The sequence below is a fragment of the uncultured Desulfovibrio sp. genome (assembly GCF_944327235.1).
Lineage (GTDB): Bacteria > Desulfobacterota > Desulfovibrionia > Desulfovibrionales > Desulfovibrionaceae > Desulfovibrio.
The window spans coordinates 1-21,050 of record NZ_CALVHE010000009.1 but is presented as its reverse complement, the minus strand read 5'-3'; the positions used below and the strand labels follow the sequence as shown (position 1 = coordinate 21,050).

Sequence of the window (21,050 nt, the reverse complement as noted above, 5' to 3'; positions counted from 1 at the left end):
ACATGGACATGACACGTTTTTTTCGCGATGCTGCGCGCCTGCTGCCGCTCTGCCTGCTGCTCCTCGGCTGTCCCGTACCGGCGTCCGCCGCCTCTCTGCCCGCCATCCCTGAGGGCAGCCCGCGTCTGACGCCCGTGGTGCGGGCCGTACAGCTCGCCGCGCCCGCCGTGGTCAACATCACGAGCACCAGCGTCATCGACGCCGGACCGCGTTACATGAGCCCGCTGGAACAATTCTTCGGGCCGGGGTTCCAGCCCTTCGGCGGGATGTCGCCCTCCCGGCGGCAAAAGCGGGTCAGCCTCGGCTCAGGCGTCATCGTGGACGGCAGTCGCGGCTATGTACTCACCAATGCCCACGTCATTTCCGGGGGCGGCGAGGTCACGGTCAACTTGCTGGACGGCCGCGAGTTCCCGGCCATCGTCCGGGGGGCCGACCCAGACTTCGACATCGCCGTGCTGGAGATACAGGGGCCGCATGACCTGCCCTCCCTGCGCCCCGCCACGGCCGCCGATCTTATGCCCGGCGAGACCGTCATCGCCATCGGGAACCCCTTCGGCTTCAACCATACGGTCACCACGGGGGTCGTCTCCGCGCTGGGCCGTTCCATCCGCAGCGAGAGCGGGCTGTTCACCGATCTCATCCAGACGGACGCGGCCATCAATCCCGGCAACAGCGGCGGTCCCCTGCTGGATCTGGAAGGCCGCCTCGTGGGCATCAATACCGCCGTACACGCCAAGGGCGAAGGTATCGGCTTCGCCATCCCCATCCACAAGGCCCTGCGCGTCATGGACAATCTGATGGACCACGGCAAGCGCGCGCCGCTCTGGCTGGGCCTGCATGTGGAAAATCTGGATCAGCGCATGGCGCAGGCGCTGGGCCTGCGCGAGGTGCGCGGTCTGCTCGTGGCCGAGGTCTATGACCGCACGCCCGCTGCCGCTGCCGGACTGGAGCCAGGCGACGTCATCGAGAGCATCAATGGCGTGGTGCTCGACGATCGCGGCGACTATTTGAACCTGCTGCGCAACCAGCTCCCCGGCGAACAGCTGCGCCTCGTGCTGCAGCGGACGGGCGGCAGGCAGGAACTGCAGCTCGCGCCGGTGGAGTTCGACGACGTCACGGCCCGGCGGATCATGGAGTCCCGCTGGGGCTTCACCCTCCAGTCCTCCGGCGGGCGGCTGGTGGTGGCCTCCGTGCAACCGAACGGCCCCGCCAACTTCCTGCGCCGGGGCGACGTGCTGGCCGGCATCGGCGGCAAGGCGCTGCGCTCGCAGGAAGAACTCCTGCAGGTCTTCCGTCAGCTGCGGCTCGCGGGCCAGATCCTCCTGCAAGTGGAACGGGGCGGCCGCCTGTACTATGCCCGCCTGCTGCCGTAAACGCCCGGCCGGGCGGCGGGGCGAAAAGTGGGGCCTGCCCCTTGACAGGGAACAGGAGGGGAAGCTATCCATGCCAGAGCGGCCGCGAGCCGCAAAAACCGCTGGAACATCCGTTTCAAATCTGGAGGAATCAAATGGGTTACAATGTGACTGTTGACGCCGACAAGTGCGTGGGCTGTGGTGAGTGCGCTGACGTCTGCCCCGTGGACGTGTACGAAATCAAAGACGGCAAGTCCGAGCCTTCCAACTCCGAAGAATGCCTCGGCTGCGAATCCTGCGTGGAAGTGTGCGAACATAGCGCCATCACCGTGGAAGAAAACTAGGCAGTAAGGGGCGCGCTGCGCTCCTCTCCTTTGTGCCGCCGGGCGCTTCCGCGTCTGGCGGCATTTTGCATACCTTCCGGGAAACGCCATGATACCAGATCTCACCCCCATTTTTCAGCAATACGAGGCCCTGCGCGCACAGGCTGACGCGGTGTTCGCCACCGTCCGCAACCAGTTCCCCCAGTGCGTCGCCTGCAAGGAGGGCTGCAGCGACTGCTGCCATGCGCTTTTTGATCTTTCGCTGGTGGAAGCCATGTATATCAACAGGGCCTTTCAGGAGCATTTCGGTTACGGGCCGGAACGCTCGGCCATCCTGGAGCGCGCCTCCGAGACGGACAGGCAGCTCACCCGTCTGAAACGCGATCTTTTCCGCGAGGAAAAGGCGGGCAAGAGCGCCGGGGACATCATGGCCGAAGCCGCGCGCGTCAAGTCGCGCTGCCCTCTGCTGGGCGACGACGACCGTTGCCTCATGTATGACGCTCGTCCCATCACCTGTCGCATCTACGGCGTGCCCACCTCCATCGCCGGCGAAGGGCATGTCTGCGGCTTTGCCGCCTTCGAGAAGGGGCAGAAGTATCCTACCGTCCATCTGGACAGGATCCAGGGCCAGCTTGCCAACCTGAGCCGCGCCATCGCTGATGCCGTGGAAAGCCGCTTCAAGGAACTGCACGACGTGTATGTGCCGCTGTCCATGGCGCTGCTGACCCGTTATGATGAAGCGTATCTGGGCATCGGCCCGGCCAGGCGCGAGGACTAGCCCATGCCATCCGTACTTGGTTCCATCCCCGCCACGGTATTCCGTGACGGGACCCCACAAAAGCTCACGGAAGCCGAAGAACAGCAAAAGCGCGAGATCTATGAAAAGATGAACCCGCGCCGACGCAAGTTCGTGGACAGGATCGGCTACGACAACTGGGACCCCTTCCAGAAGCCCAACGACCCGCTGGATCTGCGCATGGACGTCAGCAAGCGCACCACGCAGCAGCTGGTCCGCGAATTCCTCCAGGAAGCGGGCAAGAAGGGCCACTACAGCAACGACTACGGACGCGGCGCGCTGGAATGCGCGCTGGGCGTGGTCAACCGGGACGAGAAGTATCTGGGCATCCTGGATTTCTGTCTCTGGTATCATGATCTCCTGAAAAAAGAGGGCCACCTTTCATGAAAAAAAGCTACGACGACATCGACGAATACATTGCCGACCTCAAGGCCGAGATCGAAGCCAACGATCAGTGCGCCACCCACTACTACAATCTGGGGCTTGCCCTGCTGAGCAAGCGCGACTTCGTGGGAGCCGAAGGGGCCTTTCTGGACGCCGTACGCAACTCCCCGCATCTGGCGGAAGCCTATGTGCAGCTGGGCGGCATCTGTCTGGAACGCGGCGACCTCGAAGGCTGCCTGCGCTACAATGAAGAGGCCGCCAACTGCCGCGCCAAGTTCCCCGTGCCGTGGAGCAACATCGCCTTCGTGCATCTGCAGCGCGGCGAGCCGGACAAGGCCATCGCGGCCCTGAACAAGGCCCTCAAGTGGGATCCCGATTTCCTGCAGGCCCGCAACGCCCTGGCCACAGCCCATTACATGAAGGCCGAATGGGATACCTGCGAAAAGCTGTGCAAGGAGATCATCGCCAAGGAACCCGCCTTTGCTCCGGCCTGGAACAACCTTGCCCTTGCCCAGTTTGAACAGGGCAATTACGCCGCCGCGCGGGAATCGGCCAAGGAAGCCCAACGCCTCGGCTTCGAGGTGCCGGAAGGCTTTCTGGAAGAACTGACCCTGCAGGGCGTCTAGGACCTGTCGGTCCGTCCGCCTTTCCGGTCGCCCCGTTTCCAGCCCTTTCCCGCCACAGGCAGACAGGCGGAAAGTACAGAGCATTTTGCCTTTGGAAAAGGCAAAATGCGAGGCGGCGGCACAGCGCCGCCCGGCCCAAAGTGAGCGGAAAAACCGCGCTTTTTCCGCGAAACGACAGGCCGTATGGTTGGAAACGCGAAGCGTTTCAAACTAAAAATGCTCCAGACGGCCACATCATATCCAAAGCCCCCTCCAGCGAGGGGGCTTTTTTCGTGCGTTGTGTCATCGAAAAGACTAAACGCGGGGCGACGGCACCGTGCCGCCCGGCCAAATGCGCGTGGAAAAATCGCGTCTTACCGCGAAACGCTCCAAACTGAAAAATTCTCACGGAAGCGACGCATACGATCTGCGCAAAAGCCGGGCCCGGCTCTCAGGTCGGATCGAGGCATCATGATGACGTGCCGTGTCCCGCGTGAGATCCGCTATTTCGCCACAAGTCCCCCATCGGCAAGATAGAGACCGCCGGTCATGAAGCTTGCGGCGTCACTGGCCAGAAAAAATACGAGCTCCGCCACTTCCGATGCTTCACCCACACGGCCCAGGGGATACTGCTCCGCCTCGGCTTGCCAGTAAGCATCCACGCTGCCCCCATGCGTGATGTCCGCGAATTTTTGGAAAAGGGATTCCGTCAGCGGCGTTCTGATGGTCCCCGCACAGACGGCATTGACCCGTATCCCGCGAGGCCCAAGGTCGATGGCCAGACTTCTGGCTATCTGGCCGATGGCCCCCTTGGTGAGTCCGTACCCGAAACTGTTGGGCTTGCCCACATAGCACTGATCCGAGGCGTTGATGACGACGCTTCCTCCCCGTTTGAGGCAGGGGACGGCGGCCCGCAACGTATTGACCGTTCCCTGGATGTTGACATCGATCATCATGTCCAGTTCTTCATCGCTGATGTCCAGCAACGTATTGCAGCGATGGATGCCCGCATTGGCGACGATGCCGTCGATGCCGCCGAAAGCCTCCACGGTCCTGGCCACGGCCGTTTCCAGATCCGCCTTGCTTCGGGTATCGCCGGAAAGAAAAAGGACATTTCCCAGCTCTTCAGCCGTCTTCATCCCCGCATCGGCATTCACATCCATGAAGGCGACATCCCAGCCGCACGCATGGAACTTGCGTACGCAGGCATTGCCGATACCGGTCGATCCCCCTGTGATAAAGACAGTCTTTTGCATCAAGCTCTCCTTGTTCGTGTCCACATGGCACTGTATCCCGTGGAAATTCCAGCAATTGATCTGCATAGATGAGCATATTTGGACTCATCTTTCCAGCATACTACATGCATCATCAGGAACAGTTGGACAAAAAGTCAACAAGAAATGCTCTTTTTATCACTCATATCCTCTGAAAAAAATGATAAAGAATAGTATAGAAAAGTGATAATCAAGGATTTTCGCAGAGATGGCTCCCCTGTTCCTCTTTCATGCCGCGCACGTCACATCAGCGCTGGAAACAGCCTGCCCGAGTCGAGAACTTGGAGCATTTTCAGTTTGAAACGCCTTGCGCTTCAAGCATACGGCCTGTCGTTTCACGGAAAAACGCGGCTTTTCCGCTTGGTTTTGGCTGGACGGCGCAGTCGTGCCGCCCCGCATTTTGCCTTTTTCAAAGGCAAAATGCTCCGTATCCTCCCGCGTGTTCGTTTCGTTTGTCATGGCACCGCGCCTGTTGCCGCTCATCCAGGTGAGATGTCGCTGCCGCCCATTTTCCGAGATACCCTCGGCGGGAAGAAAATTCCTCCCTGTACGGCATGTTCTTTGCACATCCTGTCATGCGGCGTGATTTGCCGCCCCGTCTTCTGGAGCCCCATCTGAAGGAGATTCCGTATGGATATGCAGATTCGTTTCCGCAATAACGACCTTGGCCCGTATATGCCCACGCATCAGGAGCGTATGAACAGCATGATGTCCGCGGGACAGACGGCTTCTTCCGCCGCGCCCGAACTGACGCAGCGCCCGGTGGAGACCCCGCATATGCTCAATAACGAAGAGCTGCAGCAGACCCTGCAGCAGGTCGAAGCGCAAGCCGCCCAGCAGAACGAACAGATGCTGCAGGCGCACTCCGGCCTCAACGAGCAGCGCGTGGCGCGTCTGCTGGGCCTGCTGGACTAACCGCGGCGCCGTTCGCCGGGAACCATCCCCCCGGCGCCAGTTAGAGCATTTTGCCTTTGAAAAAGGCAAAATGCGAGGCGGCAGCACAGCGCCGCCCGGCCCAACGTGAGCGGAAAAACCGCGTTTTTTCCGCGAAACGCCAGGCCGTATGGTTTGAGACGCAACGCGTTTCAAACTGAAAATGCTTTAGAAACATGCAGCTTTTGCCTGTCCTGCGGGTGCACACAGCGTCCGTTCGGCAGAAACGCCCCTTTTCCTCAGCGGATCAGGGGCGTTTTCATTCAGGCGGAAAAAACCTCCACCGGGCGGGACACAGCCTGTCCGCCTACTCCGGCAGCGGGACCTCCTCCAGTCCCACAAGGGCCGCCTCGTGCGCGTGCAGGGAGTCGCTCGCCCACAAGGGCACAGGGGAATCCTCCTGGGTCAGGTGCGGCGTCAGCGCCGTGCAGCCCACCAGGATAACCTGCGCACCCCGCGCGGCCATGTCGGCCAGCATCCGCCGCATGAGCTCCCGCTCCGGCGCGCGCAGGGGGCCGCACCAGAGTTCCCGCGCGATCAGCTCATGACACCAGCGCCGTTCCTCCGCCTCGGGAGTGATGATCTCCAGTCCCAGACGCTCCAGCGGTTCGCGGTGGAAATCCTGCTCCATGACCTGACGGGTCCCCACGAGCCCCACACGGGAAAATCCGGCGGCGCGCAGACGGCAGGCCGCCACATCCGCCACATGCAGCAGGGGGATGCCCACCGCCGCCCGCACCGGCGCGGCCACCTTGTGCATGATATTGGTGCAGATCACCAGGAAGTCGGCCCCGCCACGCTCCAATGATCGCGCCGCCTCCCCCAGCGCCTGCCCCACCTCCGCCCACTGGCCGGCCAGGAGGCTCTGCCGTATGGGATGATAGTCGACGCTGCAAATAAGACACGGGGCCGAGTGCACCCCGCCGAGTTGCTCGCGCACGACGGCATTGATGCCGTGATAATAGGCCGCCGTACGCTCCCAGTGCATACCGCCAAGCAGGCCAATGGTCTTCATGCTCCCCCCTCAGACTCGGGATGCTCCCCGCAGCCTCGCGGCGGACCGCTCTTTCACGGCCGCCGCGGCCCATAGCGCTGACTAGGGCCTGTTAACACTATTCGTTGCCTGTTTGGGGGGAGGGGAAAACCCTCCGTCGGCGCTGGAGCGGGCCGCTCTGCTGTCGATGCCCGTAAGGCTCCTTTGCCGCCTAACGGGCACGCCCTGCGGGCCGCCTTTCGGTCGCTCCCTTCCCCCCAAGCCCCCATCCCTTCCCCAGCGCGCTTTACCGGGGGAAGAGTCAGGGACACGAGGCAACCCCGCCTCTATGACAAGCGGAGCGTGTACGGTCGATAGACTTATCTACTGAAATTATTTGTAAAATTAGTGTTCGCAGGCCCTAGTCCCGCATGTCCAGCGCAAGCCCCACAGGGCAATGATCCGAACCGTAGATGTCGTCCTCGATCCAGGCGTCGACGATGGCCGGTCTCAGTTCCTCGGAAACAAAGAAATAGTCGATGCGCCAACCGATGTTCTTTTCCCGTGCGCGCGTCTTGTAGGACCACCACGAATAGCGTCCGGCCTCGTCTCCGTGCACATGGCGGAAGGTATCCACATAGCCCAGAGCGGTAAAACTGTCCAAAAAGGCGCGCTCTTCCGGCAAAAAGCCGGTATTTTTCTCATTTTGCCGGGGGCGGGCCAGATCTATGGGCCGATGGGCGATGTTGAAATCGCCGCAGACCACGATGGGCTTGCTCTTGCGGCACTCCTCGGCGTAGCGCACGAAGGCGTCGAAAAAGCCCATCTTGTACGGCACCCGTTTGAATCGTCCCGTGGGCTTGCCGTTCTCGTCCAGCTCTTCCGCGCCGCCATTGGGGAAATAGCCATTGAAAAAATGGAAATGCTCGAATTCCAGATGCAGGAGCCGCCCCTCGCCCTGCCACTGGGGATCCGGCAGCTCGCACCGCACGGCAAGCGGCTCCAGTCGACTGAACACCGCCACGCCGGAATAGCCCTTCCTGACCGTACTGGAGGCCCAATGGCTCTGCCAGCCCTGCGGGGAGGCCACTTCCGGCGCGAGCTGCTCCGGCTGGGCCTTGGTTTCCTGCAACGCCACCACTTGAGCGTCGCTTTCCGTGAACCAGCGCCATTCCGCCTTGGCGGAGACGGCACGCAGTCCGTTGACGTTCCATGAAACAAGCTTGATGCGCATACGCGCCTCCTTTGATCACCGGCCGCCAGCGTCCTCTTCCCTATCCGGGACGCCGCCGCGCCTCTCCCGTGCTCCCGCACTATAGGAATCTGAGCGGCTCCGCGCAAGGCGGCTCCGGCAGCGCTCCCCGCCGGACATGATCCCGGCCTCAAGCCATATTGTCGTCGTTCGGGGAAAACACCGCGCCTACAGCCACGATCATGCCCCAAAGACCGCAAAAATATGCGCAGGGACCTTGCCGCAGCCCCATACCGCCCCAGCCGCCACCTGTCCGCCTGCTGCCGGACGGGAAAACGCCCGAGCGGACCGCATCATGCTGCGCCCGACCGGAAGTTTCCCGCAGGGGCTGATGCGGAAAGCCGGTCAGGAGAACGCGAACAAGCGACGGGCGACATGCGATGCGGGGGCCTTCCCTCAGGCAGGAGAGGCCCGCGCCTAACCCTTCCGAATCACATTGCATCATGCGTCGCTTTTGGGCATACTCGCCTCACGGGCCCCGTATGCCGCGCCGCCGGCAAGCCCGTCGCTCTCCGGCGGACCGCCGCCGGGGACGTGAGGCCGCCTTTCCCGCAGCGGCCGGACGGCGTCCCGTTGTCGTGCGGAAGGCGGGAATTCTTGTGAGAAGAGGAGTCTGTCCATGGATATGCTTCCCATTCGTCGCGCCATCCTGAGCGTTACCGACAAGACCGGACTGGTGGATTTTGCCCGCTTCCTTTCCTCGCACGGGGTGGAACTGGTCTCCACGGGCGGCACGCAGAAAGCGCTGGAAGCCGCCGGGCTGCCGGTGACCGCCGTCAGTTCCGTGACCGGTTTCCCCGAGATCCTCGGCGGCCGCGTCAAGACCCTGCACCCCAAGATCCATGCCGGCATCCTGGCCAGCAAGGACGACCCCGAACATCTGGCCACGCTGGCGGAAAAGGGCATACGCCCCTTTGATCTCGTCTGCGTGAACCTCTACGACTTTGCCGGAGCGGTGGAGCGCAAGCTCTCGCTGGAGCAGGCCGTGGAGGAGATCGATATCGGCGGTCCCTGCATGATCCGCGCCGCGGCCAAGAACTTCCACAGCATCCTCGTGCTGCCCGGCACCCAGTGGTATGCCCGCGCACAGGAAGAGCTGGAAGCCAACAACATGCAGGTGGGACTGGAGTTCCGGCAAATGATGGCCTCGCGCGCCTTTGAGGCCACATCGCGCTACGACTCCCTCATCAGTTCCTATCTGCGTCCGGGGGCCTAGCCATCGCCAGAGTCGAAGGAAACCTGCAAGGCCTGAAGGCCAGCCAGACCCGCGCCCTTGACCGCCTGCTGCACCGACGTTTTCCGCAGGAGGCTGTTTACGGTCTTGACCAGGCGCGGGAGCTGGCGTTGCTGTCGCGGGCCATCGGACGGCAGATCGGTCTGCTCATCGACCGGCGCGGACGCGTGGACATGGTCATCGTGGGCGAGCCGGGGAGCATCCTCATCCCGGAACTACCGCGCGCCCGCTCCGGCGCGGACCGCCTGCGCGGTCTGCGTCTGCTGCATACCCATCTCAGCCCCGACGGTCTCAGTCAGGAAGACCTCATGGACATGCTCTTCCTGCGGCTGGACGCTGTGGCTGTGCTGACCGTCAATCCGGCCGGCGATCCGGTACAATGGCAGGCGGCGCATCTGTTGCCGTCGCCTGTCCCCTCGCCCGACGGCGGCAAGCCCGTCCCCTACCGGCTCGCTCCCCTGCGCCCCTGGGATCAGCCCGATGCCGAACTGGCCGCCACGGCCGAGGCGCTGGAAGACGAGCTGGCCCGGCGCAGCGACGCCGGCCGGACAGCCGCTGGCTCCCCAAGGGCCATACTGGTCTCCGTCTCGTCGGAGCCGCGCCTCCTGCAGGAGCAGCACCTCGACGAGTTGGCCGAGCTGGCCCGCACTGCCGGGCTGGAAGTGGCCGGACGCATGGTGCAGCGAGTGGCTCAGGTCAATCCCAAGTTCATCCTCGGCAAGGGCAAGATGGCCGAACTGGAAGTGCTGGCCCTGCAGGGGCAGGCGGATTCGCTCGTCTTTGACGGCGAACTGGCACCGGCCCAGCTCCATAATCTGGCGGACATCACCGAGCGCAAGGTCATGGACCGCACCCAGCTCATCCTCGACATCTTTGCCCAGCACGCGGTGACCCGTGCGGGCAAGCTGCAGGTGGAACTGGCCCAGTTGCGCTATACCCTGCCCCGGCTCACCGGGAAAAACCGGGCCATGGACCGCCTCATGGGCGGCATCGGCGGACGAGGCCCCGGCGAGACCAAGCTGGAGACCGACCGCCGCCGCAGCCGCGAACGCATGGCCCGCCTGCGCAAGGAGCTGGACCAGCTCCGCCGCCAGCGCAGCTTCACCCGCGGCCGCCGCTCGCGCCGGGGCATCCCGCTGGCCGCGCTGGTGGGCTACACCAACGCGGGCAAGTCCACCCTGCTCAACAACCTGACCCGCTCCGAGGTCCTAGCCGAGAACAAGCTTTTCGCCACCCTCGACCCCACGACCCGGCGTCTGCGCTTCCCCGCCGAACGGGAGATCATCCTCGCGGATACGGTGGGCTTCATCCGCAACCTGCCGCAGGAGCTCATGGACGCCTTCCGCGCCACGCTGGAAGAGCTGGAGTCGGCCGACCTGCTCCTGCATGTGGCGGATGCCTCGCATCCCGACATGCTGCAACAGCTTTCAGCCGTGGAGACCATCCTGGAAGAACTCGAACTGCACCACATCCCGCGCCTGCTGCTGCTCAACAAGTGGGATGCCCTCCCCGTACCGGCACGCGCGGAAATGCTGGACAGCTTCCCCGATGCGCTGCCGGTCTCGGCCCTGCGCGGTGAAGGTATGCGGCCGCTGCTCCAGGCGCTGGAAAGCCGCCTGCTGCAGGTCGAGGTCGGAAGCCTCCCCCTGCCTGAGGACATGGCTCCCACCTTGCTGCAATGACGGCCGTTCACGGTCGCCCCATCTCCGTCCCGCGCCTCTCGCTACCTCTGGACGCGGTGCGTGCTCTTCCTCCCGCCCTTCGTATAAACTAGGGCTTGTTAGAGCGGGTTCGCATTGAAATTGTGTCCAATTTCAATGCTGACGCTGCCCTCACACTACGGAAAAAGCGTGGTTTTTCCGTGTGTTCGGTTGCGGGTAGTCGCTCTCGCGACTACCAGAGCAATCCACATTTTCAATGTGGAATTGCTCTAACACTATTCGTTGCCAGTTTGGGGGGAAGGGACGCGCGGCGCCCCCGCCCCAAAGACAAGCGGAACGTGTACAGTTTTCTTTCCTTAACCGCCGGATTATTTGTAAAAATATTACTGACAGACCTTGGCCGTCCCGGCAAAAAATCAGCGGCAGCCCCGGGGAAAGGCTGCCGCTCGGACAAGGAAGGAAAAATTTTTTCCGCTACAGACTGCGCTCCTCAAGCCCTGACTGCTTCGGGGCGGCACTGGCGCCGCCTGCCGCCGGGGCTGCCTTCTTCGGCGCACCGTCGACGGCTACCGGCTTCAAGCCCTCATCCGTGGCGCTGGGAGGCGTCATGAGGTAGCTCTTCACGGAAGTCACGCCTTCCACCCGGCGCGCGGCGTCCAGCGCCAGTCCGCGTTCGGCGGCGTTCTCCACCACACCCAGCAGCACGACGCGACCGGCGTTGACTTCGGTATCGATACGCGTGGAACTCAGCTTGTCCTTGCGGATGAGTGCCGTGCGCAACTTGGCCGCCAGCACGAGATCGCTCGTCTCGCTCGTGGCCGGGGAGAACCAGTGCGTGGTGACCGAGCGGACGCCCTTATGGCGGCGGGCGATGGTCACGGCCTTGTCCTGCATGTTCTGGGGCACTTCGCCCACAAGGAACACATGTCCGTAGTAGCAGTACACCGCCGTGCCCCAGCCCTGACTGAAACTATTGTCCAGCAGATCGGTCTTGATGGCCGTGGCGATACCCTTGTCGTCGGTGATGGTGTCCATGAGGCGCTTGTCGTCATACAGGCCATAGGCGCTGTATCCGCAGCCGGAAAGCGGCAAAACGGCGGTCAGCAGCAACAGTAAGCAAAGTATCGGACGCACGTCCCACTCCTTCAGTCCCTTGCGATCGTGCAAAAGAGAAGAACCTTCATCTCAAGAATGTTTTCGTTTGGAACGCTTCGCGCTCCAAGCCATACGGCCTGTCGTTTCGCGGGAAACCGCGGTCTTCCCGCCTGGTTTGGGCCGGACGACGCTGTGCCGCCGCCTCACGCCGCTCAGGCGTTTTCCGGCGCGCGCCGGATGCGCGCCCCCACAGCGCCGAGCTTGTCCTCGATGCGCTCATAGCCCCGGTCAAGATGGTAGATGCGCTGGACCTGCGTCGTGCCCTGCGCCGCCAGCCCGGCCAGCACCAGCGAGGCGCTGGCCCGCAGATCGGAGGCCATGACCGGCGCGCCGGTGAGGCGCTCCACACCGCGCACCATGGCCGTGTGCCCGGAGATCCTGATATCCGCACCCATGCGGGCCAGTTCCTGCACATGCATGAAGCGATTCTCAAAAATGCTTTCTTCCACCATGCTGGCCCCTTGCGCCAGACACATGAGCGCCATGATCTGCGCCTGCATGTCGGTGGGGAAGCCCGGATAGGGCTGGGTCCTGACATCGGTGCCGCGCAGGGGCTGGGCACAGCGCGCACGCACGCCTTCGGGCGTCCGGCTGATCTCCATGCCCATGCTGTTGAGCTTGAGGATGACGGCCTCCAGCTCTTCGTAGGGGCAGTTGGGCAGCAGAAGATCCCCGCCCGTGATCCCCGCGGCGGCAAGGAAGGTACCGGCCTCGATGCGGTCGGGCATGATGCTGTAGGCAGCTCCGTGCAGGGAACTCACTCCCCGGATGCGGATGCTGCTGGTGCCCTCCCCTTCGATCTGCGCGCCGCAGGCGCGCAGGAAGCGCGCCAAATCCACCACTTCCGGCTCGCGGGCGGCATTTTCCAGCAGGGTCTCCCCTTCGGCCAGCACGGCGGCCATGAGCAGGTTCTCCGTCCCGCCCACCGTAGGCATGTCGAAGGTGACATGCGCGCCGTTCAGGCGGCGGCAGCTCCCGATGATGTAGCCCTCCGCCAACTCGAAGTGCGCGCCCATGAGCTCCAGCCCCTTGAGGTGCTGATCCACGGGGCGAGCCCCGATGGCGCAACCGCCCGGCAGCGCCACGCGCGCCTGGCCGATGCGCGCCAGCAGCGGCCCCAGACACAGCACGGAGGCCCGCATGGTCTTGACCAGATCATAGGGGGCTTCGGGATGCAGATCGCCGGGACGGATCTCCGCCCGGTGATCGGCGTAGTCGCAGGCGCAGCCCAGCACGTCGAGCAGATGCAGCGTAGTGTGGATGTCGCGCAGGTCCGGCACGTTCTCGAGACGAGCGGGACCGTCCAGCAAGATGGCCGCAAACAATATGGGAAGCGCGGCGTTCTTGGAGCCGTTGACGGCAATGGTACCCTGCAGCCTGACGCCGCCCTCGATGATGAGTTTATCCATATCGTCCCGCTGAAAAAGACATGTTCTTTCTGTTCGTCGGCCGCTTTGCGCGCCCTCGATCCCTGAGGCGACGGGCGGTATCCCGACACGACCGTCGTCCTCTTCACCCTAGTGCTTTTTCTAGAAAAAATCCAGATGTCGGGCGATGCAAAATTTTTCTTGCCAAGTTTGGCCAACTGAGCTATACCTCTTTCTCGCACGGCGGAAGTAGCTCAGTTGGTAGAGCACCTGGTTGTGGCCCAGGTGGCCGAGGGTTCAAGCCCCTTCTTTCGCCCCAGAAATTTACCCCGCATCCTTGCGGGGTTTTCTGTTTCCACGGCCCGGCTGCCCCTTGCGCCCACTGACGTTCGGCTTGCCAAGCCTGCCGCTTTCGCCTATAGCTACCGCAACGGAGCGTGGCGCAGTTTGGTAGCGCACCTGCTTTGGGAGCAGGGGGTCGCTGGTTCGAATCCAGTCGCTCCGACCATATTTCAGGCACTTGCTGACATCCGGCAAGTGCCTTTTTTGTTCTCCGCCTCGACATGCGCGGATCTCCTCCCACGCTGCCGCCGCCGGACCTTCCGGGTGCGGCCCATACGCACAACGCGCCGCACACCCGAGCCCTTCCAACGCCACACCTCTCCCGTCTGGACGACTGCCGGCCATGCGTGTCCGTGCCCCGGACAGCTTTGTCCGCCGATCGTGTAACCTGTTGATTTTCTTTATCGACAATTTTGTCATGCGGGAAATATGCTTGCATTTCCACGAGTTAGACAAAAAGACCAACATCCCGCCCGAAAGCGGACGACAAAGATGTCCGCATGGATACATCAATCATCTCAAGCTGATACAGGTCATTTTCGGCGTGCGATCCTCGAATGCCTGACAATGCTGTCCGGAACAGAAAAACTAGAAGCCATTAACATGCTGAAATAATTGAATTCAATCTTGGAATACATATTGCTTTTCCTATGGGATAGAGGAACCCTTTCTTTTACCTTTTACCAGAGGAGCATATGTCATGCCCGTACCCGCATACCTTTCCGTCACCGGTGAACATCAGGGGCTCATCACCGCAGGCAACTTCACCGAATCCTCGGTAGGCAACATCTATCAGGAAGGCCATGAGGACGAATGCCTCGTCGAGGCTTTCAGCCATACCATCATGCTGCCCCGCGACCCTCAGTCGGGCCAGCCTTCCGGCCAGCGCGTGCACAAGGCGCTGAAGATCACCAAGGTCATCGACAAGTCGTCTCCGCTGCTGTTCCGCGCGCTGACCGCCGGGGAACGGCTGCCCGAGGTGGAGATGAAATTCTACCGCACGTCCGCCGCCGGCACGATGGAACACTACTTCACCATCGCGCTTGAGGACGCCATCATCGTGGACATCACCTCGTACATGCCCAACTGTCAGGATCCCTCGCAGGAGCACTTCACGCATCTGGAGGACGTTTCCTTCACCTACCGCAAGATCATCAAGACGCACGAGATCGCCAGCACGTCGGAAAGCGACGACTGGCGCGCCATGTCCACCCAGGCCTAGCCGCTCTGGGAGCTCCCCGCGCGGGGGCTCCCTTTTTCATCGGACACGCCATCCACAGTCGCCGGAAGGAGTCCTCCATGCCGTCCCCCTCCGCCAACAGCACATGGTTCCACTTTTCTCTCACCGGCGGGCCGGACTTCGCGGTGCTCGCCTTTTCCGGCACGGAACGCATCAGCCGACCGTACAGTTTCAGCATAAATCTGGTCAGCCTCTTCGCCAGTGAGCAGCTTGCCGGATGCGTCGGGCAGGAGGGCTGCCTGTCCATCGCTGACCGTTCCGGGGCCTCGCGCCTCGTGCACGGCGTCATCCGCGAGATGGAGCAGATCCATACCGCCAACCTGCGCACGATCTACCGCTGCCATCTGACGCCGCGGCTTTGGTTCCTCGGTTTGCGGCGCAATCACCGCATCTTCCAGCACAAGAGCGTGCCCGACATCATCACATGCCTTCTGGAAGAACAGAATTTCACGGCGGAGTCCTTCGCCTTCAAGTGCTTCCGCGACTACCCCGCTCGCGAGTACTGCGTCCAGTACGGGGAGAGCGACCTGCATTTCCTCTCGCGCCTGTGCGAGGAGGAAGGCATCTATTTTTATTTTGAACATGCGGAGGACGGGCACCGTCTCTGCTTTTCGGACACGCCGGGCGGTCCCCGCATCAGCGGAGAGTCCGATCTGCGCTATTTCCCCGGCTCCGGCCAGCCCGCCGATACCGCTGTCGTCGCCCGTGCGGCGCTCCGCTCCCGGAGCGTCAGCGGCAAGACCACCCTGCGGGACTGGAGCTTCCTCACCCCTTCCGCCATCCTTGACGGTCCCGCATCGGAGCCGGACGCCACCAAAGCGCCCGCGGCCCCGGGGATGGAGACCGAAGTCTACGCGTATCCCCACATCCATCAGACCGCGTCCGAAGCCGAACGCTACGCCGAGATACAGCTCCGGCGACAACTCGCGCCGCAGATCCGGCTGGAAGCCGAATCCGACGTCTCACGCTTTTTGCCCGGCTTCACCTTCACGCTGTTCGGGCACGATATGGAGCGCCTCAATGCCGGCTGGTGGGTGACCGAGGTGACGCATCACGGCGAGCAGCCGCAGGTGCTGGAACACGAGGCCCCGGACCGGGGGATGCGGTACGCCGCCACGCTGACGGCCATCCCCGAAGAGGTCCGCTATGTCCCGGCGCTCGAGCATCCCAAGCGGCGGATCCTGGGCACGCAAACGGCCATCGTCACCGGCCCGGCCAGGGAGGAGATCCATCCCGATGCCCACGGCCGCGTGAAAGTACAGTTCTTCTGGGACCGCGAAGGGCAGCGGGACGAGCACACGAGCTGCTGGATCCGCGTCTCCCAGGGCTGGGCCGGGACGGGGTTCGGGACGCTTGCCCTGCCCCGCATCGGCCATGAGGTCATCATCAGCTTTCTGGAAGGCGACCCGGACAGGCCCGTCATCACGGGGCGTCTCTACCACGGCGGGAACATGCCGCCCTACGAGCTGCCGGAACACAAGACGCGCACCGTGTTCAGGAGCCTGTCCACACCGGGGGCCGACGGCCCGCGCGGCTTCAACGAACTGCGCATCGAGGACAAGGCCGGAGAGGAGGAGATCTTTGTCCATGCCGAAAAGGACGTGAACGTCCATGTGAAGAACGACTGGAAAGAGCACATCCTGCATGAGCGCCACCAGACGGTGGACCGGAACACGCACGGCGAGGTGCGTGGAGAGACCCATATCACCCTCAAGGATCAGCGCAAGACGGAACTGTTCGCCAATGATCACCTCACCATACAGGCGGACAGCCACGAACGTATGGAACAGCGCTGGCTCCTGAAGACCGGGACGGAGGTCCACGTGGAGACGGGCCAGCGCATGTTGCTGGAAGCCGGTTCCGAACTGACGGTCAAGGCCGGAGGGTCCTGGCTGAAAGTGGATGCGTCGGGCGTACGCTTCCAGGGCGGCAAGATCGACATCGCCGGCGGCGGGAGCGCGGGGAGCGGCACGCCCGCCGCTCCGCTGCTGCCCAATGCGCCGGGAGGAGTCGAGGTAACGGAGCCTCCACAGAGAGAACTGCTCCGCTTTTCGACAAAACAACGCGATGCGATGCGGGAGGCCGCAAAGGAACATAAGATATTTTGTGCCGTGTGCGCGGAGGAAGAAGCATGATGGAGACTGCATCATGGGAAGATTTCTTTGCCGACATCTCAGAGAATATATTCTTATTGCTGGATGGTGTGGCCATCCCCACGCTGTGGAGCACGCTTCACAGCATTGAAAAAAAAGTGGAATGTGTACCGCTGTACCTCAAGACGGAATTTTCAGCATTGCTTGATATAAGCCCCTATCTCGTCCATGTCGAAAAAGCATCTCCTCTGCTCAGAGCATTCCATGGGGATCCGCGTTTTTCACGTTCTGGAATAGTATTCATAAGTTCTGAAAACCTTCAGGCATTGAAGGCTCGTCTTTCAGATATGCTGACGGTACTCACGCCATCCCATAACGAAATGTTTTTTCGCTTCTATGACCCCGCTGTCCTTGAGTTCCTCGTTCGCGCTGAGGAAACGTCGCTATTGGATACTGTGCGCGGACCGGCGCGCTGGGTGGCCTGGCTTTCGCCGTCAGGCAAGGATTCTCCAGCAGTTGATGCCATAACGTTCTATCCTGCAAAAGGAGGTGATCATGCTGGAAATCAGTGAGATCTCCATGCGGAACATGCAGAATCTGGCCGTCAGGGACGGTATGGAGAAGATCGCCGATACACTTCTGAAATGCTTTCCCGAGAGGATGACATCAAGGGAACAGGCGTATTCCTACACGGAACGCGCTTATGGAAACATGAAAAAATTCCCTATCGAAGATGCTGAACTTCCATATTGGACATTCCTTTCCGTCATCATTGGAAATGAGCATTTTTATGAAGCACCTAAAATACATGACTATCTTTCTCTGGAAGGTAGGGAAAAGACACGTCTGCTGTTCATGAGCGTCAATGAACACGTCAAAAATAACTCTTATGTATAAATAAAAATATAAAGGGATAATAATGGCCATTCCAATCGTTGTAGCGGGCATTGGTGCTGCTGTAGCCGCGCTGCAAGAAGCTGCAATTGCCACTACCACTATTATTTTGACGGGAGTCGCAGCTAACGAAGTCTATCGAGCAAAAAAAGAGATAGATGCGGCACGGGCAGCCAGAGATGCGGCCAGAAAAAAAGCTGCGGGAGATTTCGCCACAGTCGGGCCATTTGCCGATGCATTAAGCAAAGCTATGGAGCTTGCCCAGGAAGAAGACTGCTCCAGGCGAAAAGAGTGCCCCGCGCTGAAAGGATATGCAGGCCCCGTCAACCACCACATGAGCTCTAGATCAGCGGCCTATCAATCTCGTATCACGGGCTTCCCTCCCCATGTGGAGTGGATATTCGATGGAAAGGATTTCGATGGGTTTTTTCCAGATATATGCCGACTTGTTGAAACAAAAGCAAATTACAGCTTTTTCTTCCTGAACGACCCATATATTTTTCGATTTCCTTCTTTTGGTGGGGTAGATAGAGCCCTGAAGCAGGCACAACGCCAATATTCAACGATCCTGAGAAATCCTCCGACGAGCCTTGCCTGGTATTTCCAAACAGAATACTTTTATTTACGCATGACAGATGAATTCAGGCGCGCCGGTCTGGCGATACTCACCATCCACCAACCCTAGAGGATATCATGGAACTAGAACTGTCCCTCGTCATGGATCGAGTCCATTCCCCGAATGATTTTACAGCGTACCTGGAAAAGATACATGCTTTCCTCATGCAAACTTCCAAACTGGGAGAAAATTTTTCACACTATTATCTGCAAGCCGGCGATCCGGAAGAAATGGAAGAAATGGACATCGAGGCGCATATCGAATCCGCGACCCAATACAAGGTACCATCAAATTTTACTGATTTTTTGTCCATGCTTGCTTCGGTTGACGAAGCCCCGGACAATGAGGAATTCTATATACTGGGATTATGGAATGGGAATACGGATTTTTTGACAGCGTCAAGCGGAAGCAAAATCGATTCATTCTCCCTCAGTATCCGCATGACGAGTGCTGATCTCGGTGGGATCTCCCGCTCACATAAAGCAAGCGTCGAATTCTGCTTTATGGCGGGAGATATCGAAGAATACAATGAGAAAAAGCGTATCGCTGAAAGCATCATCGCCTTGGGAGCCTCCATATTACCTTTCAAGTATGCGACCTTTTTTGATCGAGCGTACATCTCTTCATACACAGATATGCCGCAGATCGTCATCGGAGGTTCCCTGTATGGAAGATCAGCGGAGCTTGACACGATAAAAGGCTTCAGACGTCAACTCTCGGGCGACATCGAAGAGATATCCCCTGTCCAGGGATCCTTCGATGCTCATAGTCCTGAGCATATCCAAAAGGCGCATAGATTTGAGGAAGAACTGCTGCAAAACCATCAGTTCCGCCAGTTGCTGCTCCGCTAGAGGCGGGGGCATTGCGTTTTTTCGGGAGAAGAGCCCCCTTTGGTCTGCTGTCGCCGCCCTGAAAACACGCCCGACGGGCACTCAGAGGGCGGTGCGCGACGATCAGGGCGGATTCGCATTGAAATCGTGTCCAATTTCCATGCTGACGCTGCCCTTACACTACGGAAAAAGCGTGATTTTTCCGTGTGTTCGGTTGCGGGTAGTCGCTCTCGCGACTACCAGAGCAATTCCACATTTTCAATGTGGAATTGCTCCAAAGGGGGCGCTTCCCCTCGCTTTTCTTCTCCCAAAGCCGCTGCCGGGAGAAACGTTCCCTGCAACGGCCTTTACTATTTTACAGCGCGTCATGAACATACATCCCGTTGGGATAGCGCGTTTGGACCGCGCCATGACCCAGCTTTCGTACTCTTCTGGAGGCGACCATGCCTATGCCGACACGCGCCGATACCGCCTGGTTCACCCTGGATCTCAACGGCCGCACCGACTTCGCCGTCTATTCCTTCACGGGCAGCGAAGCCGTTTGCCGCCCCTACGAATTCGCCATAGAGCTGGTGCACCCCTCGCCCTCCGAGGACGTCACCGCCTTTATCGGCACGCCCGCCCTGCTCCGCATCCGGGACAAGTCCGGGGCGGATCGTCCCGTACATGGACTGGTGCGGGAGATGCGGCGTCTGCACCGGGGCAACCATCTTACCCACTATCAATGCAACATCGTTCCCCGGCTCTGGTTCCTCGGTCTGCGGCGCAATCACCGCATCTTCCAGCACAAGAGCGTGCCCGACATCATCACATGCCTTCTGGAAGAACAGAATTTCACGGCGGAGTCCTTCGCCTTCAAGTGCTTCCGCGACTACCCCGCTCGCGAGTACTGCGTCCAGTACGGGGAGAGCGACCTGCATTTCCTCTCGCGCCTGTGCGAGGAGGAAGGCATATATTTTTATTTTGAACATGCGGAGGACGGGCACCGTCTCTGCTTTTCGGATATGCCGGGCGGGCCCCGCATCAGCGGGGAGTCCGATCTGCGCTACTTCCCCGGCTCCGGCCAACCCGCCGATACCGCCGTCGTTTCCCGGCTGACCTTGCGTGCCCGAAGCGTCAGCGGCAAGGCCACCCTGCGGGACTGGAACTTCCTCACCCCTTCCCTGATCCCCGAAGGGACGGACACCGCCACGGCACCCGCCGCTCCGGGCATCGACTATGACGTCTACCGCTTCCCCCACCTCCACCAGACCCAGGCGGAAGGCACGCACTACGCCGGGCTGGAACTTTTGCGGCAGCTTGCCATGCGGACCAGCCTCCAGGCGGAGGCGGACGTCTCCCGCTTTTTGCCGGGCCACACGTTCTTGCTCCACGGGCACGACCGCGAAGAGGTCAACGCGGCATGGTGGATCGTCGATGCGGACTGCCGGGGCGTACAACCGCAGGCGCTGGGACGTGAGGCCCCGGACCGGGGGATGACGTACGCGGCATGGCTGACGGCCATCCCCGAAACGACCCGTTTCGTGCCCTTGTCGGATCATCCCAAAAACCGCATCATCGGGGACCAGACCGCCATCGTCGTCGGCCCGGCCAGCGAGGAGATCCACCCCGACGCCTACGGCCGGGTGAAGGTGCAATTCTTCTGGGATCGGGAAGGGAAAAGGGACGAGAAGTCGAGTTGCTGGATCCGCGTCTCGCAGGGCTGGGCCGGGACGGGGTTCGGGAC

Annotated in this window: 21 protein-coding genes and 2 tRNA genes; 17 read left to right on the top strand and 6 right to left on the bottom strand. The window is 61.2% G+C overall.

The genetic code is table 11. The features are described 5' to 3' along the window. The first annotated feature begins 2 nt into the window (after positions 1-2). From Q0K00_RS02695 to Q0K00_RS02675, 5 genes are all read left to right on the top strand, one after another. On the top strand, positions 3-1,373 hold the full coding sequence (locus Q0K00_RS02695; RefSeq protein WP_297227180.1) for a trypsin-like peptidase domain-containing protein: 1,371 nt from the start codon (positions 3-5) through the stop codon (positions 1,371-1,373). Positions 1,374-1,507: 134 nt separating this feature from the next. Beyond that, the gene (locus Q0K00_RS02690) at positions 1,508-1,696 is read left to right on the top strand and encodes a ferredoxin (RefSeq protein WP_297227179.1); all 189 of its coding nucleotides are present in this window, start codon (positions 1,508-1,510) and stop codon (positions 1,694-1,696) included. A gap of 88 nt (positions 1,697-1,784) precedes the next feature. Then, entirely contained in the window at positions 1,785-2,453 is a 669-nt protein-coding gene (locus tag Q0K00_RS02685) for a YkgJ family cysteine cluster protein (protein ID WP_297227178.1), read from the top strand. A gap of 3 nt (positions 2,454-2,456) precedes the next feature. Beyond that, positions 2,457-2,858: a hypothetical protein gene (locus tag Q0K00_RS02680; protein WP_297227177.1), complete on the top strand. Its 402-nt coding sequence runs from the start codon at positions 2,457-2,459 to the stop codon at positions 2,856-2,858. Beyond that, positions 2,855-3,481 (top strand): tetratricopeptide repeat protein, encoded by a 627-nt coding sequence (locus Q0K00_RS02675; protein ID WP_297227176.1) that lies wholly within the window; start codon positions 2,855-2,857, stop codon positions 3,479-3,481. Before Q0K00_RS02680 ends, Q0K00_RS02675 begins: the two co-directional genes overlap by 4 nt. A 482-nt stretch (positions 3,482-3,963) precedes the next feature. Here the strand turns inward: Q0K00_RS02675 and Q0K00_RS02670 are convergent, their stop codons facing one another. Together Q0K00_RS02670 and Q0K00_RS02665 are read right to left on the bottom strand one after the other, a co-directional pair. After that, positions 3,964-4,716, bottom strand: coding sequence for an SDR family NAD(P)-dependent oxidoreductase (locus Q0K00_RS02670; RefSeq protein ID WP_297227174.1), 753 nt, complete (start codon positions 4,714-4,716; stop codon positions 3,964-3,966). A gap of 246 nt (positions 4,717-4,962) precedes the next feature. Continuing rightward, a complete protein-coding gene (locus tag Q0K00_RS02665; protein ID WP_297227173.1) occupies positions 4,963-5,193 on the bottom strand; it encodes a hypothetical protein in 231 nt (76 codons plus the stop codon). Between the two features lie 171 nt (positions 5,194-5,364). Between Q0K00_RS02665 and Q0K00_RS02660 the strand changes: the two genes are divergently transcribed. Then, the gene (locus Q0K00_RS02660; protein WP_297227171.1) at positions 5,365-5,649 is read left to right on the top strand and encodes a pseudouridine synthase; all 285 of its coding nucleotides are present in this window, start codon (positions 5,365-5,367) and stop codon (positions 5,647-5,649) included. A 325-nt stretch (positions 5,650-5,974) separates the two neighbouring features. Here the strand turns inward: Q0K00_RS02660 and Q0K00_RS02655 are convergent, their stop codons facing one another. Together Q0K00_RS02655 and Q0K00_RS02650 are read right to left on the bottom strand one after the other, a co-directional pair. Then, on the bottom strand, positions 5,975-6,682 hold the full coding sequence (locus Q0K00_RS02655; protein WP_297227170.1) for an amino acid racemase: 708 nt from the start codon (positions 6,680-6,682) through the stop codon (positions 5,975-5,977). Positions 6,683-7,061: 379 nt separating this feature from the next. Then, positions 7,062-7,874, bottom strand: a complete 813-nt coding sequence (locus Q0K00_RS02650; RefSeq protein ID WP_297227169.1) for an exodeoxyribonuclease III — start codon at positions 7,872-7,874, stop codon at positions 7,062-7,064. A gap of 637 nt (positions 7,875-8,511) precedes the next feature. Between Q0K00_RS02650 and Q0K00_RS02645 the strand changes: the two genes are divergently transcribed. Together Q0K00_RS02645 and hflX are read left to right on the top strand one after the other, a co-directional pair. Beyond that, on the top strand, positions 8,512-9,108 hold the full coding sequence (locus tag Q0K00_RS02645) for an IMP cyclohydrolase (protein WP_297227168.1): 597 nt from the start codon (positions 8,512-8,514) through the stop codon (positions 9,106-9,108). Between the two features lie 143 nt (positions 9,109-9,251). After that, positions 9,252-10,808 (top strand): GTPase HflX, encoded by a 1,557-nt coding sequence (gene hflX / locus Q0K00_RS02640; protein ID WP_297227210.1) that lies wholly within the window; start codon positions 9,252-9,254, stop codon positions 10,806-10,808. A 453-nt stretch (positions 10,809-11,261) separates the two neighbouring features. Here hflX and Q0K00_RS02635 read toward each other — a convergent pair whose 3' ends face one another. Next, a complete protein-coding gene (locus Q0K00_RS02635; protein WP_297227167.1) occupies positions 11,262-11,921 on the bottom strand; it encodes a BON domain-containing protein in 660 nt (219 codons plus the stop codon). 173 nt (positions 11,922-12,094) lie between these two features. Further along, positions 12,095-13,351: a UDP-N-acetylglucosamine 1-carboxyvinyltransferase gene (gene murA, locus Q0K00_RS02630; protein WP_297227166.1), complete on the bottom strand. Its 1,257-nt coding sequence runs from the start codon at positions 13,349-13,351 to the stop codon at positions 12,095-12,097. Positions 13,352-13,552: 201 nt separating this feature from the next. Between murA and Q0K00_RS02625 the strand changes: the two genes are divergently transcribed. The 9 genes from Q0K00_RS02625 to tssI (Q0K00_RS02585) all read left to right on the top strand — a co-directional run. After that, positions 13,553-13,628, top strand: a tRNA-His gene (locus Q0K00_RS02625). Positions 13,629-13,740: 112 nt separating this feature from the next. Then, a tRNA-Pro gene (locus Q0K00_RS02620) sits at positions 13,741-13,817 on the top strand. Positions 13,818-14,351: 534 nt separating this feature from the next. Next, complete coding sequence (locus Q0K00_RS02615; protein ID WP_297227164.1) at positions 14,352-14,873, top strand: Hcp family type VI secretion system effector; 522 nt, start codon at positions 14,352-14,354, stop codon at positions 14,871-14,873. A 77-nt stretch (positions 14,874-14,950) separates the two neighbouring features. Next, positions 14,951-17,026 (top strand): type VI secretion system Vgr family protein, encoded by a 2,076-nt coding sequence (gene tssI, locus Q0K00_RS02610; RefSeq protein ID WP_297227162.1) that lies wholly within the window; start codon positions 14,951-14,953, stop codon positions 17,024-17,026. After that, complete coding sequence (locus tag Q0K00_RS02605) at positions 17,023-17,556, top strand: DUF4123 domain-containing protein (RefSeq protein ID WP_297227160.1); 534 nt, start codon at positions 17,023-17,025, stop codon at positions 17,554-17,556. Before tssI (Q0K00_RS02610) ends, Q0K00_RS02605 begins: the two co-directional genes overlap by 4 nt. Further along, positions 17,540-17,881: a hypothetical protein gene (locus tag Q0K00_RS02600; protein WP_297227158.1), complete on the top strand. Its 342-nt coding sequence runs from the start codon at positions 17,540-17,542 to the stop codon at positions 17,879-17,881. Before Q0K00_RS02605 ends, Q0K00_RS02600 begins: the two co-directional genes overlap by 17 nt. 22 nt (positions 17,882-17,903) lie before the next feature. After that, positions 17,904-18,563, top strand: a complete 660-nt coding sequence (locus tag Q0K00_RS02595; protein ID WP_297227156.1) for a Tox-REase-5 domain-containing protein — start codon at positions 17,904-17,906, stop codon at positions 18,561-18,563. An 8-nt stretch (positions 18,564-18,571) separates the two neighbouring features. Next, positions 18,572-19,345: a hypothetical protein gene (locus tag Q0K00_RS02590; RefSeq protein ID WP_297227154.1), complete on the top strand. Its 774-nt coding sequence runs from the start codon at positions 18,572-18,574 to the stop codon at positions 19,343-19,345. A gap of 422 nt (positions 19,346-19,767) precedes the next feature. Then, positions 19,768-21,050, top strand: a 1,283-nt coding sequence (tssI, locus tag Q0K00_RS02585) for a type VI secretion system Vgr family protein (RefSeq protein ID WP_297227152.1), incomplete at its 3' end; no start/stop codon positions are given.

Coding starts and splice junctions, on each gene's coding strand:
- Q0K00_RS02650 (WP_297227169.1), bottom strand. CDS start 7,874: ATGCGCATCAAGCTTGTTTCATGGAACGTCAACGGACTGCGTGCCGTC.
- Q0K00_RS02680 (WP_297227177.1), top strand. CDS start 2,457: ATGCCATCCGTACTTGGTTCCATCCCCGCCACGGTATTCCGTGACGGG.
- Q0K00_RS02590 (WP_297227154.1), top strand. CDS start 18,572: ATGGAACTAGAACTGTCCCTCGTCATGGATCGAGTCCATTCCCCGAAT.
- Q0K00_RS02605 (WP_297227160.1), top strand. CDS start 17,023: ATGATGGAGACTGCATCATGGGAAGATTTCTTTGCCGACATCTCAGAG.
- Q0K00_RS02695 (WP_297227180.1), top strand. CDS start 3: ATGGACATGACACGTTTTTTTCGCGATGCTGCGCGCCTGCTGCCGCTC.
- Q0K00_RS02595 (WP_297227156.1), top strand. CDS start 17,904: ATGGCCATTCCAATCGTTGTAGCGGGCATTGGTGCTGCTGTAGCCGCG.
- Q0K00_RS02655 (WP_297227170.1), bottom strand. CDS start 6,682: ATGAAGACCATTGGCCTGCTTGGCGGTATGCACTGGGAGCGTACGGCG.
- Q0K00_RS02670 (WP_297227174.1), bottom strand. CDS start 4,716: ATGCAAAAGACTGTCTTTATCACAGGGGGATCGACCGGTATCGGCAAT.
- Q0K00_RS02675 (WP_297227176.1), top strand. CDS start 2,855: ATGAAAAAAAGCTACGACGACATCGACGAATACATTGCCGACCTCAAG.
- Q0K00_RS02615 (WP_297227164.1), top strand. CDS start 14,352: ATGCCCGTACCCGCATACCTTTCCGTCACCGGTGAACATCAGGGGCTC.
- murA (WP_297227166.1), bottom strand. CDS start 13,351: ATGGATAAACTCATCATCGAGGGCGGCGTCAGGCTGCAGGGTACCATT.
- Q0K00_RS02690 (WP_297227179.1), top strand. CDS start 1,508: ATGGGTTACAATGTGACTGTTGACGCCGACAAGTGCGTGGGCTGTGGT.
- Q0K00_RS02660 (WP_297227171.1), top strand. CDS start 5,365: ATGGATATGCAGATTCGTTTCCGCAATAACGACCTTGGCCCGTATATG.
- tssI (WP_297227162.1), top strand. CDS start 14,951: ATGCCGTCCCCCTCCGCCAACAGCACATGGTTCCACTTTTCTCTCACC.
- Q0K00_RS02665 (WP_297227173.1), bottom strand. CDS start 5,193: ATGACAAACGAAACGAACACGCGGGAGGATACGGAGCATTTTGCCTTT.
- Q0K00_RS02685 (WP_297227178.1), top strand. CDS start 1,785: ATGATACCAGATCTCACCCCCATTTTTCAGCAATACGAGGCCCTGCGC.
- Q0K00_RS02600 (WP_297227158.1), top strand. CDS start 17,540: ATGCTGGAAATCAGTGAGATCTCCATGCGGAACATGCAGAATCTGGCC.
- Q0K00_RS02645 (WP_297227168.1), top strand. CDS start 8,512: ATGGATATGCTTCCCATTCGTCGCGCCATCCTGAGCGTTACCGACAAG.